Raw genomic sequence first — 14,867 nt, forward strand, 5'->3', positions numbered from 1 at the left:
GACATCCGGTCAGGGCGGGGCTTTTTTGCCCATACCATCCGAGCGCTGGTCGCAAACGCAACGGTGGATGTGGTTAATTTGGAGATACAACATGAACGAATTTACCCTGAATGCAGAACAGCGTTCCGACCTGGGGAAAGGTGCGAGCCGCCGCCTGCGTCGTCTCGCTAGCCTGGTTCCAGCCGTCGTCTACGGTGGCGACAAAGCCCCCGAGTCCATCAGCATGCTGGCCAAGGAAGTTGCCAAACTGCTGGAAAACGATGCGGCCTACAGCCACATCATCGAGCTGAACGTTGGTGGCAAGAAGCAAAACGTCATCATCAAGGCGCTGCAACGTCACCCGGCCAAAGGCCACGTGATGCACGCTGACTTCGTGCGCGTTATTGCCGGCCAGAAACTGACCGCAATCGTGCCGATCCACTTCCTGAACGAAGAAGCTCCGGTCAAGAAAGGCGGCGAGATCTCGCACACTACCACTGAACTGGAAGTGACCTGCCTGCCGAAAGACCTGCCTGAGTTCATCGAAGTCGATCTGGGCGCGCTGGAAGTAGGTGACAACGTTCACCTGTCCGAACTGAAAGCCCCTAAAGGCGTTGAGTTCGTCGCTTTGGCACACGGTACTGACCTGGCAATCGCCAACGTCCACGCACCGCGTATCGTCAAAGACGAAGAAGAAGGTGAAGCTGAAGAAGGCGCTGCCGAGTAATTCATTACTTGGTAACGTCGGAGTTGCTCAGGAGACATCGCGAGCGATAGCAGGCAAAGCGGGCGAGATCGCTGAGTTTACATCATGGTAAATGAGCAGTTTTCGTCCACATTGCCGCTGTCGTCAGCGGTTCAACCCTCAACTCCAAAGGAAGAGCCCCTGTCGTGACCGCCATACAACTGATCGTGGGCTTGGGAAATCCAGGCGCCGAATACGAACAGACCCGGCATAACGCAGGGGCTTTTTTTGTTGAGCGTATTGCTGCGGCGCAACGAGTTAACCTCGTTCCCGAGCGCAAATTCTTTGGCCTGACCGGGCGCTTCACGCACCAGGGTCAGGATGTTCGTCTGCTGATTCCCACCACTTACATGAACCGCAGCGGCCAGGCTGTCGCGGCACTCGCGGGCTTTTATCGCATCCCGGTCGAGTCGATTCTGGTGGCGCATGACGAACTGGACCTGCCTCCGGGCGTTGCCAAACTCAAAGTGGGTGGCGGCCATGGCGGTCATAACGGGCTGCGCGACATCATTGCGCAGCTCGGCAACCAGAACACATTCCATCGCTTGCGGCTTGGCATTGGCCACCCGGGCGATGCCAGCAAGGTATCCGGCTTTGTCCTGGGTCGAGCGCCACGCGCCGAACAGGAAAAACTGGACGCCAGTATCGACTTTGCCCTCGGCGTGCTGCCGGATATCTTCGCCGGTGAATGGAACCGGGCGATGAAAAACCTGCACAGCCAGAAGGCCTGACATCACTCGAGGGGAAACACCATGGGATTCAATTGCGGCATCGTCGGCCTGCCTAACGTCGGCAAGTCCACCCTGTTCAACGCCCTGACCAAATCTGGTATCGCGGCCGAGAACTTCCCCTTCTGCACCATCGAGCCGAACAGCGGTATCGTGCCGATGCCCGACCCGCGTCTGGCGGCCCTGGCTGCCATCGTCAACCCGAAACGCATCCTGCCGACCACCATGGAGTTCGTCGACATCGCCGGCCTCGTGGCAGGCGCTTCGAAGGGCGAAGGCCTGGGCAACAAGTTTCTCGCCAACATCCGCGAGACCGATGCCATCGCCCACGTGGTGCGCTGCTTTGAAGACGAGAACGTGATTCACGTTTCCAACAGCGTCGACCCCAAGCGCGACATCGAGATCATCGATCTGGAACTGATCTTCGCCGACCTCGACAGCTGCGAGAAGCAACTGCAAAAGGTCACCCGCAACGCCAAAGGCGGCGACAAGGACGCAGTGGTCCAGAAAGGCCTGCTGGAACAGTTGATTGCACACTTCAGCGAAGGCAAGCCTGCACGCAGCCTGATGAAGAGCATGAGCAACGACGAGAAAGCCACCATCCGTGGCTTCCACCTGCTGACCACCAAGCCGGTCATGTACATCGCCAACGTCGCCGAAGACGGTTTCGAGAACAACCCGTTGCTGGACGTGGTCCGCGCCATCGCCGAGGAAGAAGGCGCAATGCTGGTGCCGGTCTGCAACAAGATCGAAGCCGAAATCGCCGAGCTTGATGACGGCGAAGAGAAGGACATGTTCCTCGAAGCCCTGGGCCTCGAAGAACCCGGCCTGAACCGCGTGATCCGCGCTGGCTACGAAATGCTCCACCTGCAGACCTACTTCACCGCAGGCGTCGAAGAAGTCCGTGCCTGGACCGTCCGCGTCGGTGCCACCGCACCCCAAGCCGCAGGCGTGATCCACACCGACTTCGAAAAAGGCTTCATCCGCGCCGAAGTGGTGGCATATGACGACTTCATCCAGTTCAAGGGTGAGTCAGGTGCCAAGGAAGCCGGCAAGTGGCGTCTGGAAGGCAAGGAATACATCGTCAAGGACGGTGATGTGATGCATTTCCGGTTTAACGTGTAAGCATCACGCATACCCAGAGGGCGCTCGACAAGAGCGCGCTCCGATCACAGCGAAAGCCCCATTATCCGGGGCTTTCGCGTTTTTATGCACCGCCATGCTCAAGCGCTCCACACTATCGCCGACACCCTCAAATTTTTGATGGGGATGTCTGTTTTTATATGTAAAATGTCGTTTTTTAACCATCGCTCATCCACGTCATTTAAACATTCATGTTTAACGCAGCAGATGTCTGAAAGACGAAGGCCGATCAGCGATTGTTTCCACGGACCGGGCAGAGCCTTGTCACAACCCAAGGTAGATACTCTTTTGAAGATCTTAGTAACAGGCGGTGCTGGCTTCATCGGTTCGGCGGTCATCAGGCACATCATTGCCAACACAACCGATTCCGTCGTTAACGTCGACAAGCTGACCTATGCAGGCAACCTCGAGTCGCTGCAGTCAGCCGATCAAAGCGAGCGCTATGCGTTTGAGCATGTCGATATCTGCAACCGTGATGACGTGGATCGGGTTTTCAAAGAACATCAGCCCGATGCCGTGATGCACCTGGCGGCCGAATCGCATGTCGATCGCTCGATCACAGGCCCTTCGGAGTTTATCCAGACCAACATCATCGGCACCTATACGCTGCTTGAAGCTGCGCGTGGCTACTGGAGCCAACTGGACGAAGCACGCAAGGCCAACTTCCGCTTTCATCATATTTCCACCGATGAAGTGTATGGCGACCTGGAAGGCCCGGAAGATCTCTTCACCGAGACCACCCCTTACCAGCCAAGCTCACCCTACTCGGCCAGCAAGGCCAGCTCTGACCACCTGGTACGCGCCTGGAGCCGTACCTACGGCCTGCCTACTCTGGTGACCAACTGCTCCAACAATTACGGCCCGTGCCATTTCCCCGAGAAGCTGATCCCGCTGATCATTCTCAATGCGCTTGAAGGCAAACCGCTGCCTATCTACGGCAAAGGTGATCAGGTTCGTGACTGGCTCTACGTAGAAGACCACGCCCGCGCATTGTACAAAGTCGTCACCGAAGGCGAGATCGGCGAAACCTATAACATCGGTGGTCACAACGAGAAGCAGAACCTCGAAGTGGTCAACACTGTCTGCGCCCTGCTCGACCAACTGCGTCCGGACTCAGCCCATCGCCCGCATGCCAGCCTGATCACTTATGTGCAGGACCGCCCGGGCCATGATCTGCGCTACGCGATTGATGCCAGCAAGATTCAGCGTGAGCTGGGCTGGGTGCCGGAAGAAAGCTTCGAATCCGGCATCCGCAAGACGGTGCAATGGTATCTCGATAACCCGGAGTGGGTTGCTCACGTGAAGAGCGGAAGCTACCAGCAATGGATCGACAAGAACTACAGAGCGCGCGCCGATAAATGATGAAAATTCTTCTGCTGGGCAAAAACGGCCAAGTGGGTTGGGAGTTGCAACGTTCACTCGCTGTAGTAGGTGAAGTTGTCGCTCTTGACCGCCATAGCGTATCGACGGCTTATGGCGAGCTTTCTGGCGATCTTTCTGATCTGGATGGCTTGCGCAATACCATTCGCTGCGTCAAACCTCAGGTTATCGTCAACGCCGCAGCCTATACCGCTGTCGACAAGGCCGAAACCGAGCGTGAGCTCGCGCACAGGGTCAATGCCTTGGCCAGTCAGGTCCTGGCAGAAGAAGCGCGCATGCTGGACGCGCTATTGGTTCATTACTCGACCGACTATGTGTTCGACGGTTCGGGCAACACCGCATGGAAAGAAAGCGATGTCGTGTCGCCGGTCAACTATTACGGCGCGACCAAACTTGAAGGCGAGCAACTTATCGCTGCCTCAGGCTGCAAGCACCTGATCTTCCGTACCAGCTGGGTTTACGCGGCACGCGGCAACAACTTTGCCAAAACCATGTTGCGCCTTGCAAAAGATCGCCCGGCGCTCAATGTGATTGCCGATCAGATTGGAGCGCCTACAGGAGCCGAGTTGCTGGCCGACATAGCGACTGCAGCCCTGCTTCAAACGCTGGCGAAGCCGGAGCTGTGTGGCATCTACAACCTGGCACCTGCCGGCGAAGTGTCATGGCATGCCTACGCGCAGTATGTAATTGATTTCGCCCGGGCCAACGGGGAACCCCTGGCGGTGCAAACGATCAATCCCATCGGCACCATCGAATATCCGACACCCGCGCAACGCCCTCTGAATTCGCGTCTGAACACAGAAAAGCTGCGCCACAATTTTTCTCTGCACCTGCCTGACTGGCAAAGTGGTGTAGCCCGAATGCTCATGGAAACTCTGAATAAATGACCACCATCAATCGCAAAGGCATCATCCTGGCCGGCGGCTCGGGCACTCGTCTGCACCCGCTCACCCTTGGCGTATCCAAGCAGATGCTGCCTATCTACGACAAGCCGATGATTTTTTACCCTCTTTCAGTGCTGATGCTGGCGGGGATGCGTGAAGTCCTGATCATCTCCACACCAGAAGATCTGCCAAGCTTCCGCAAACTGCTGGGAGATGGCAGCCAGTACGGTATTCAGCTTACTTATGCTGAACAACCTACGCCTGACGGCCTGGCACAGGCGTTCATCATCGGCGAAGAGTTCATCGGTGAAGATCCTTGCTGCCTGATCCTGGGCGACAACATCTTTTACGGCCAGCACTTCTCCGACAACCTGCGCTCGGCCAGCCAGCAGACCCACGGTGCGACCGTCTTCGGTTACCACGTTTCTGACCCAGAGCGCTTTGGTGTTGTCGAGTTCGACGAAACCGGCCGCGCCTTGAGCATCGAAGAAAAGCCTGCAGCACCGAAGTCGAGCTATGCAGTCACCGGTCTGTACTTCTACGACAATCAGGTCGTCGAAATCGCGAAGAATATCAAGCCTTCCGAGCGCGGCGAGCTGGAAATCACTGATGTAAACCGTGCTTACCTCGAGCAGAAGAGCCTGACCGTAGAAATTCTCGGTCGTGGCTTTGCGTGGCTGGACACGGGCACTCATGAGTCGCTGCTTGAAGCGAGCCATTTCGTGCACACCATCGAGCAGCGTCAGGGCTGGAAAGTTGCCTGCCTGGAAGAGATCGCCTACACCAACGGCTGGATCACCGCCGCTCAGTTGGGTGAACAGGCTCAGAAGCTGAAGAAGACTGGCTACGGCCAGTATCTGCAGAAGCTGCTGGATCTGGGCTCGTTCTAAGACTGCAAACCTCTATCCCATACCGCAAGGCTGCGAACAGTATGTCATCTGTTTTTCCCAAGGTAGCCGTGCTATTGGCAGCCTATAACGGTATGGCTTGGATAGAGGCGCAACTTGATTCAATCCTGACGCAGACAAACGTCTGCGTCAGCGTGTTCATCAGTGTCGATACCTCCACGGACGGCACTGAAGCATGGTGTGCCGACTACGCTCAGCACCATGCGAGTATCTCCCTGCTGTCGCCTGCCGGACGATTTGGCGGAGCGTCACGCAACTTCTTTCGCTTGATCCGGGATGTCGACTTCTCGACATTCGATTACGTTGCTTTCTCCGATCAAGATGATATCTGGCATCCGGACAAGCTTCAGCGCGCCGTAGCGGCTTTGGCGCTGGGTCATCATGATGCCTATTCCAGCAATGTCACCGCATTCTGGCCGGATGGTCGGCGTGTACTGCTGGACAAGGCTCAGCCTCAGGTCCAGTGGGACTATCTGTTCGAAGCTGCAGGCCCAGGCTGCACCTATGTGATGAATCGCCGGCTTGCAGATGCCTTCAAGTCATCCCTCCTTTCCCACTGGGATGCAGCTCAGGCCGTCAGCCTGCACGACTGGTACTGTTACGCATTTGCTCGCAGTCACGGCTTTCGATGGCTTATCGATCCGGTTCCCGGCATGGACTACCGTCAACACGCCAACAATCAGGTTGGCGCCAACACCGGGCTTGCCTCACTCATCAGTCGACTGAAAAAGATTGCTGACGGTTGGTGGGCCGGGCAGGTAGTGCTGATTGGCCAGTTGATCGGAGACAGCCAACTGCATCCTGCGGGGAAACACGTGAGTACGCGGCTGTCGTTCCTGAAGCTCGCGTTCAAGGCAGCGCAATGCCGCAGGAGACCGAGAGACAAGATCTTCTTCATTATTGCCTGCCTTACAGCAATGCTAAGCAAGCGTTGACTGCCAGATAGCCACTCGCGCCCTTCTGGCCCAGCCACAGCGATGCTGCCTGATTAAACCGATGTTCAGGCATCGCAACCTTCTGAAAATACGGGTTTTCAACATCTGCGCCCAAAGCCAGAGAGAACTTTAGCCACCGCATGGCCGGGCATCGGTCACAGTACCGAAACCGCTTAATTTCGCAGGGCACCGAATGTTCTCCGGCGGCGGCTTATGTTAATGTGCAGGCCTTTGTTTTCGGTATCAAAAGCGCAAAGAAGCCTGTGTAAACGGGGTGAACGGAACCAGCCTCGGAAGGAGGGGTCACTTGTACCGCCCAACCAAGGATGACAGAGTTTGAGTCACCCATACGGCCATGAGCTCAGATACCGGACACGCTTCAATTCGTAAAACCGTCCTGCAATGAAGACCTTGTGTTGCTCATCGTCGGAACCTACGTCGGAAAACTACAAATAGACGATGCATGCCCCGCGCCCCACAGTCATAACAGAACTACCCCCTTATCCAGCGCAGACATTTTCCGCCCAGGTGGACAGCCTATGGCGCACCCGACGCCCATGAGCCTCGATATCGTAAAACGCGTTTTAATGGCGCAATCAAATTCCATGGCGCAGGCTTTTTTCAACACATGCCTGCCCCTGCCAGGGCCTTATGAGCAGACCCTGATGAGCATCCCGGAGATACGTTACCTATGAATGCAACACGCCTCGCCATTCCAGACGTCATCGTATTCGAGCCCAAGACCTTCGGCGACGATCGCGGTTTTTTCTTTGAAAGCTTCAACCAGAAGGCATTCGAAGAGGTCGTTGGACGGCCTGTAACGTTCGTTCAGGACAACCACTCGCGTTCGGTGAAAGGCGTTCTTCGCGGCTTGCATTACCAAATTCAACAGCCACAGGGCAAGCTTGTCCGAGTCACCGTCGGAGAAGTCTTTGACGTTGCGGTCGACCTGCGCAAGAGCTCCCCGACCTTCGGCAAATGGGTGGGACTGCATCTCACCGCCGAAAACAAAAAACAACTGTGGATTCCGGAAGGCTTTGCGCACGGCTTCGTTGTGCTGTCCGAAAGCGCCGAGTTCCTTTACAAGACCACCGATTACTGGGCACCGGAACATGAACGCAGCCTTGCCTGGAACGACGCCACCGTGGGCATCGACTGGCCATTCGGCGAAGCACCTTCCCTGTCCGCCAAAGATCAGAAAGCCGTCGTATTCGAAGACGCCGAGGTGTTCGCTTAATGAACCCTCATAAAACCCCCTCGGCGGGCCCTTTGCGGCTCGTCAGCAGCCTGTGGACCAACCGCTCATTGATCTCGCAAATGACCAAGCGAGAAGTCATCGGGCGCTACCGTGGCTCGGTGATGGGCCTGGCGTGGTCATTCTTCAACCCGGTGTTGATGCTGGCGGTATATACCTTCGTGTTCTCTGAAATCTTCAGCGCGCGTTGGGTCGGAGTCGACACTGGCAAAGGCGGCTTCGCTATTCTGCTGTTCGTCGGGATGATCGTGCATGGCTTGTTTGCAGAGTGTGCCAACAGAGCACCTTCGCTGGTGATGAGTAATAGCAATTACGTCAAGAAGGTGGTGTTTCCTCTGGAGATTCTGCCGGTTATCACTTTGGGTTCGGCGCTCTTCCACAGTTGCATCAGCCTGATAGTGCTGGTGATCGCACAGTTGCTGATCTCGCATACGCTTTTCTGGACGGCGCTGTTGTTCCCGCTGATTCTGGTGCCGCTGATTTTGGGCACACTGGGTATCAGCTGGTTTCTCGCATCCCTGGGCGTCTACTTACGCGATGTCGGCCATGTCATCACGGTTCTGACCACTGTCCTGCTGTTTCTGTCGCCGGTTCTTTACCCGGTGGCGGCGCTTCCTGAGGTCTATCGCCCTTGGCTGCAGATGAACCCGCTTACCTACATTATCGAAGAGAGCCGTAGCGTACTGCTGTTCGGCAACCTCCCGCACTGGGACAGCCTGGGTATCGCCATTGTGATTGGCGCAGTCATTGCTGCCATGGGGTTCTGGTTCTTCCAAAAAACACGTAAAGGATTCGCTGATGTCATCTGATCAACCGGTTATCAGCGTACAAAACGTCTCGAAGTGTTTTTACACGTACGACAAGCCCCACGACCGCTTGAAACAAGCCTTGGTGCCTAGAATTCAGCGCTGGTCAGGACAGCCGACCACTACTTATGGCAAGGAGTTCTGGGCCCTGCGCGACGTCAGCTTCGACGTCGGCAAAGGCGAAACAGTCGGCATCGTGGGCCGCAATGGTTCAGGCAAGTCAACCTTGCTGCAGATCATCTGCGGAACATTGAACCCGACTGTCGGCGAGATTCACACACGTGGCCGGGTAGCGGCCTTGCTGGAGCTGGGGTCTGGCTTCAACCCCGAGTTTACCGGCCGCGAAAACGTTTATCTGAACGCAGCTGTGCTTGGGCTGACGCGTGACGAAGTGGACGAGCGCTTTGACGCGATCGCCGGCTTTGCCGACATTGGCGAATTCCTCGATCAGCCGGTCAAGTCCTACTCTAGCGGCATGGCCGTACGCCTGGCGTTTGCAGTCCAGGCCCAGGTCGATCCGGAAATCCTTGTCGTGGATGAGGCACTGTCCGTTGGCGACGCACGATTCCAGGCCAAGTGCTTCGAACGCCTCAGGCAGCTAAAAGAAAATGGCACCAGCATCCTGCTGGTCACGCACTCCAGCGAACAAGTGGTCACCCACTGTAATCGCGCGATTTTGCTGGAAAAGAGCAGGATCGAAATGATTGGCGAATCACGCCCGGTCATCAACCGCTACACGGACCTTCTGTTCGGGCGTGAGAAGAGCGCTCTCACCGACAAGAGCCTGGACCTCGCCGAAGCAGAGCGAGTGGAAACCGCCCCAGTCGAAACCGACAAGATAGCGCTGCGTTTTGATGAAGACGTATACGCCAGCAGGCCTGGTTATAACCCCCATGAGTACCGCTGGGGGGATGGCGCTGCGACACTGCTCGACTTCCACATGAATGCATCGGGAAGGGAGTTTCCCAACAGCGTTGAATCGGGAGAGGAAATCGTTCTTGATCTGGCCCTGCAATTCAATCGCACTGTGGTCAACCCGATTATCGGCTTTACGATCAAGACCAAAGAGGGTGTCACCGTATACGGCACCAACTCTTACATGCAGGATTGCGAGGGCACAGGCCTGATAGGCAGCGCTGGCAAACAGGCAAAAGCGCGAGTGAAATTCAGAAACGCGCTCGCGACCGGTGATTACTTCATTTCCATCGGTATCGCCTCTCGGCAAAGCGAAGACATCGTGCCTCACGACCGGCGCTATGATTCGATACATTTCGTCGTAGAACCTACTCCGAAGCTTCTGGGCTTGATAGACCTGGGCGCCTCCATGGAAATTGAACCGGTACTTGTTGATGTTTGAGCTTGATAAATACGGCTATAACCTGGATGCGGCCACAGGTGTCTGGGTGCGTTCCGATTACCAGGGCATCGCCTATAGCGATGGCGACAACTCCGAGAACGAACTGGCAAAAATCGTACGTGAGGCGAAGGACGTATCAGTCCTGTCCAGCGAGCTTCCGCAATATTGCACCGATTGGCCGAAGCTTTATCACCTGACCTCCAGCCGTGGAAATATCTTTCGCCCCTTCGAGAGCCTTATCAAAGGCAAATCGATTCTTGAAATAGGTGCCGGATGCGGCGCAATCAGCCGTTACCTCGGCGAAGCAGGCGCCACGGTTCTGTCTTTGGAGGGTAGCCCGCGCCGCGCCGCGATTGCTTCCAGCAGAACCAGAGATCTGGATAACGTTACGGTACTGGCTGAACGTTTTGACGATTTCAAGCTTGATCAGCAGTTCGACGTCGTAACACTCATCGGCGTTCTTGAATACGCCAGTATGTTCAGCGCAGATGCCGATCCAGCCTTCGGCATGTTGAATCGCGTTCGAAAACTGCTGAAGCCCGACGGCCATTTGTTTATCGCCATCGAAAATCAGCTGGGTCTGAAATATTTTGCAGGCGCGCCGGAAGATCATGTCGGCGTCGCCATGTATGGCATCGAAGGACGATATGTAGATCGGCAGCCGAAAACATTTGGCCGTAAAGAGCTACAAGCGCTTATTGCCCGCGCTGGGTTCATGGCGTCGGACTTTCTATCGCCCTACCCCGATTACAAGATTCCGAACTCGATCATTACTGAAAGCGGCTTCAGGTCTCAAGACTTCGACGCGGCTGCGCTGGCCTGCCAGAACACTCGTAAAGATCCACAACTGCCTGCGAACACGACGTTCAACCTGGAAAGAGCCTGGCCCGTTGTCATTGATAACCATCTGGGTATGGACCTCGCCAACTCTTTCCTCGTGGTCGCTTCATGCAAGCCGGAACAGGCAGTGCCAGGTAATACCCTTGCGTACCACTACAGCACAGGGCGCAATGCCGAATATTGTAAAGCGACCGTGTTCGTCGAGACGCCAGAAGGTATCGAGGTTCGCTACCACCGCCTTAGTGATAACCCGGTTCCGGAAAGCCCGGAAGATGCGCATCGGTTCATTCTGCCGGACGCTCATGGTTACGCCAAAGGCTCGCTGCTCAGCCTGAAATTCTATGAAGCTGCGTCAACTCACAACTGGGACGTGGCCACCTTCACACCGTACCTTTCACTGTATGTAAACAGCCTCAAACAGCTGCTTGCATCAGAAGGCCATGATCTTGCACTTGATCATGTAGACGAACGTCTGCCAGGCCACTATATCGATGCCGTTGCACAGAACATCATCCTTGACAGCGAAGGCCAGCCGCACCTGATCGACATCGAATGGGAAATGGTCGAAGGTGTGGAGCTGGGGCATTTGCTGATGCGTGGTTTGCTGCTGCTGATTGCCAGCGCAGTTCCGTTCCATCCCACAGCAACCATGATCAGCAGGCGCGACTTCATCATTCAATTGATGGCCAGCGTCGGCCTTACTGTGACGGATCAAGACCTCAATCGCTTTGCCGCGCTGGAAGCCCTCTTCCAGGAAAGGGTCACCGGTCGTGAGGCCGCCAGCTTTCTGAACTGGGCGCCCGATGCGACGATCCAGAAAACCGGTTCTCAACTAAACGAAACGCCTAAAATGGCAACGCTTTATCTGGGCGATACCGAAGGCGGATTTTCTGAGGACCGAACAAAAAACCAGCGTGTTCATGATGGTTTTCAGACGGTTATTTTCGACGTCCCCGCTTCAGCCCGGTGCGCCTCGTTACGTTTCGATCCAACGAACGTCAGACAGTCATTTTCGATCAGCGTCATCAAGGTCTACAGCGCGAACTCAGAACTGTGGGCGTGGCACGATAATACGCATGCCCCCCTTGCCGCCGCAGGTATCACAGCATTTTCCAGCGATGCCAATGGCACGTTGTTCATGGCGCTCAATGATGATCCGCACGTGATGTTACCTGCCGATCTCAATATGCTGATTACCGGTAAATCATTCAAAGTCCAGATATCGTTCACCTTGCTCACAGAAGGTCAGGTCGCTGAACGACTTCTTCAACAGGAAGAAGAGCTCAAACAGGCACTTGAAACGACGGCGGATCAGAACCTCAAGGAACACTCGGCGCTGGAAGCGATCGAGGCGGCAAATCTGGCCGAGCAAGAGAGCCATCGCCAGGCATTGGCTCACATAGAAAATGAAAACCTGTCCATTCAGGAAAGCCATCGCCTGGAAGTGATGGAGCTCGATGCCGCAAACGCGACGCTTCAGGAAAGTTATCGTCTGGCCGTCCAGGAACTCGAGGCTGCGAATGCTGCACTTCAGGAGAGTCATAGCCAGGTGCTGGCGACTCTTGAAGCTGAAAGGCTGGCTGCGCAAGAAGCTCACCAGCAAGAGCGGGAGGATCTGGAAGCTCAAAACCTCGCTCTGCAGGAAAATCTTCGATTCAAGTTAATCGAGGTCGAAGGCGAGCGTTTGGCAGCGCTGGACGCTCACCACACCGCGATCAGGGAGCTTGAAGCCGAAAATCTGTCCTTGAAAGAAAGCCATCACCTGGCACTGACAAGCCTTGAAACGGAAACGCTGGCTCTGAAACAGAACCAGCGCCGTGAACTGACGGGGCTTGAAAGCAAAAACCTGACGTTGTTGGAGAATCATCGGCTTGAGCTGGAAGCCAAAGATACTCATGTTCATAACCTGAATCTGAATATCATCTCTATGCAGTCCTCTTATAGCTGGCTGGTAACAGCGCCACTCAGGAAAGTGACAAGGACGCTTTACAGAGCGAAAAGCAACATCACCTCGCTACCGATGATCATTCGACGCGGTGGTGGTTTGCTCAGCACCGCCAGGAAAGCCTATCAGGTATGGCAGGTGCGGGGGGTTGCTGGCGTCATTGCTCAAGCACGATGGGCCAAAGGTGACGCAGCGCAAGCGTTGCACGGCAACAGGCATGATTACGTACTCTGGGTTCAGAAGTACGACACCCTGGACGATGCAAAAATCAGTCGTATCAACGACGACATCGTTGGTTGGGGTGGCGGGCCGGTTATCTCCATCATCATGCCCGTCTACAACCCGCCGCTGGAGTTACTGCGTGAAGCGGTAGAAAGTGTCTGCGCCCAGTTATATCCGCGTTGGGAGCTTTGCCTGGCTGACGACGCCTCGACTGATCAGGGCGTGATCGACTACCTGAAGTCTCTGAGCGCTCAGGATGAGCGGATCAAAGTCGTCTTCCGCGAACACAACGGACATATATCCGCGGCCAGCAACTCGGCCCTGGAGGTCGCCACGGGCGAATTCGTCGCGTTGATGGATAACGATGACTTGCTGCCAAGGCATGCGCTCTACTGGGTGGCACGCACCATTCGCGAGAATCCGGACGCGGGGCTCATCTACTCCGATGAAGACAAGATCAGCACAGACGGTACGCGCAGCTCGCCTCACTTCAAGTCAGACTGGAACGAATTCCTGTTCCGCTCACAGAATATGGTTTGCCACTTGGGCGCCTATCGTCGAGATCTTGTCAACGAAGTTGGGCAATTCCGGGTCGGCTTTGAAGGTGCACAGGATTATGACCTGGCATTGCGCTGCATAGAAAAGCTTGAGCGAAATCAGATTATTCATATCCCGCGCGTGCTCTACCATTGGCGGATACACGCCGGCAGCACCGCCATGGCAGGTGACGAAAAGCCTTATGCGGCACTGGCCGGGGTCAAGGCACTGGATGAGCACCTGCAACGTAAAGGGGACGTCGGCGTTGCCGAGCTCTCCTCTCTGGGCATGTACCGTGTTCACTACAAGCTCCCGGCTTCCCAGCCGCTGGTCAGCCTGGTAATCCCGACTCGAAATGCCCATGCACTGGTCAAACAGTGCATCGACAGTATCAAGCGACTCACTACGTACACGCATTACGAAATCATTCTGATCGACAACGGCTCTGACGAGCCAGAATCGCTTGAGTATTTTGCTCTGCTTGATCAGGAAGAGAACATTCGCGTCATGCGCGATGAAGGTCCATTCAATTACTCTGCACTCAATAATGCGGCCGTACGCATTGCGAATGGCGAACTGATCGGACTTATCAATAACGATATTGAGGTCATCTCGCCTGAGTGGTTGAGCGAGATGGTATCGATAGCACTGCAACCGGGTGTGGGCGCCGTGGGTGCGCGTCTTTGGTATCCAGATGACCGCTTGCAGCACGGTGGCGTTATCACAGGCCTGGGCGGGGTAGCAGGTCATTCCCACAAGAATCTGCCTAAAGGCGCACCTGGCTATTTTTGCAGGGCGGAGTTGATTCAGGAGCTATCAGCCGTAACAGCTGCCTGCCTGATTATCAGAAAATCGACTTTTGAACAGGTCGGTGGTCTGGAAGAGCAGCATTTGAAAATTGCCTTCAACGACGTGGACTTCTGCCTGAAAGTCAAAGAGGCAGGCTATGTAAACGTCTGGACGCCTTTTGCAGAGCTCTACCATCACGAGTCCGCCACGCGTGGGCTGGAAGACACACCGCAAAAACAGGCACGCTTCACGAAAGAAATCGAATACATCAAGTCGCGTTGGCCTGATATTCAAGCTGACTATGCCTATAGTCCGAACCTGACGCTGGATTATGAAGATTTTAGTATGGCGTGGCCTCCGAGGATCATTAATTGATCAACTTCAGGTGCACATTACTGAATCAAAAAACAAGGA

The 14,867-nt window shown here is 55.4% G+C and carries 11 protein-coding genes; all 11 read left to right on the plus strand.

All coding sequences use genetic code 11. The annotated features are described in order from the left end of the window. Positions 1 to 91 precede the first annotated feature (91 nt). The 11 genes from QRN50_RS24085 (at position 92) to QRN50_RS24135 (ending at position 14,828) form a co-directional block, all read left to right on the plus strand. Complete coding sequence (locus QRN50_RS24085) at positions 92 to 706, plus strand: 50S ribosomal protein L25/general stress protein Ctc (RefSeq protein WP_003317126.1); 615 nt, start codon at positions 92 to 94, stop codon at positions 704 to 706. Positions 707 to 870: 164 nt separating this feature from the next. Then, positions 871 to 1,455, plus strand: a complete 585-nt coding sequence (pth, locus tag QRN50_RS24090) for an aminoacyl-tRNA hydrolase (RefSeq protein ID WP_003317127.1) — start codon at positions 871 to 873, stop codon at positions 1,453 to 1,455. A gap of 21 nt (positions 1,456 to 1,476) precedes the next feature. After that, a complete protein-coding gene (ychF, locus tag QRN50_RS24095) occupies positions 1,477 to 2,577 on the plus strand; it encodes a redox-regulated ATPase YchF (protein ID WP_003404927.1) in 1,101 nt (366 codons plus the stop codon). A 306-nt stretch (positions 2,578 to 2,883) separates the two neighbouring features. Beyond that, positions 2,884 to 3,957 (plus strand): dTDP-glucose 4,6-dehydratase, encoded by a 1,074-nt coding sequence (gene rfbB, locus QRN50_RS24100; protein ID WP_096126454.1) that lies wholly within the window; start codon positions 2,884 to 2,886, stop codon positions 3,955 to 3,957. After that, positions 3,957 to 4,862 (plus strand): dTDP-4-dehydrorhamnose reductase, encoded by a 906-nt coding sequence (gene rfbD, locus QRN50_RS24105; RefSeq protein ID WP_096126455.1) that lies wholly within the window; start codon positions 3,957 to 3,959, stop codon positions 4,860 to 4,862. The genes rfbB and rfbD overlap by 1 nt, the downstream gene beginning before the upstream one ends. After that, positions 4,859 to 5,749 (plus strand): glucose-1-phosphate thymidylyltransferase RfbA, encoded by an 891-nt coding sequence (gene rfbA / locus QRN50_RS24110; protein ID WP_096126456.1) that lies wholly within the window; start codon positions 4,859 to 4,861, stop codon positions 5,747 to 5,749. The genes rfbD and rfbA overlap by 4 nt, the downstream gene beginning before the upstream one ends. 41 nt (positions 5,750 to 5,790) lie before the next feature. Further along, positions 5,791 to 6,702: a glycosyltransferase family 2 protein gene (locus QRN50_RS24115; protein WP_096126457.1), complete on the plus strand. Its 912-nt coding sequence runs from the start codon at positions 5,791 to 5,793 to the stop codon at positions 6,700 to 6,702. A 691-nt stretch (positions 6,703 to 7,393) separates the two neighbouring features. Then, on the plus strand, positions 7,394 to 7,939 hold the full coding sequence (rfbC, locus tag QRN50_RS24120) for a dTDP-4-dehydrorhamnose 3,5-epimerase (protein ID WP_024652611.1): 546 nt from the start codon (positions 7,394 to 7,396) through the stop codon (positions 7,937 to 7,939). Continuing rightward, a complete protein-coding gene (locus QRN50_RS24125) occupies positions 7,939 to 8,766 on the plus strand; it encodes an ABC transporter permease (protein WP_003404908.1) in 828 nt (275 codons plus the stop codon). Before rfbC ends, QRN50_RS24125 begins: the two co-directional genes overlap by 1 nt. Then, positions 8,756 to 10,120 carry an ABC transporter ATP-binding protein gene (locus QRN50_RS24130; protein ID WP_003404905.1) on the plus strand — a complete coding sequence of 455 codons (1,365 nt, stop codon included), beginning with the start codon at positions 8,756 to 8,758 and terminating at the stop codon, positions 10,118 to 10,120. The genes QRN50_RS24125 and QRN50_RS24130 overlap by 11 nt, the downstream gene beginning before the upstream one ends. After that, entirely contained in the window at positions 10,113 to 14,828 is a 4,716-nt protein-coding gene (locus QRN50_RS24135; protein ID WP_024660557.1) for a glycosyltransferase, read from the plus strand. The genes QRN50_RS24130 and QRN50_RS24135 overlap by 8 nt, the downstream gene beginning before the upstream one ends. Positions 14,829 to 14,867 lie beyond the last annotated feature (39 nt).

This window comes from Pseudomonas sp. MEJ108 (genome assembly GCF_030208985.1).
GTDB classification, from domain to species: Bacteria; Pseudomonadota; Gammaproteobacteria; order Pseudomonadales; family Pseudomonadaceae; genus Aquipseudomonas; species Aquipseudomonas fragariae.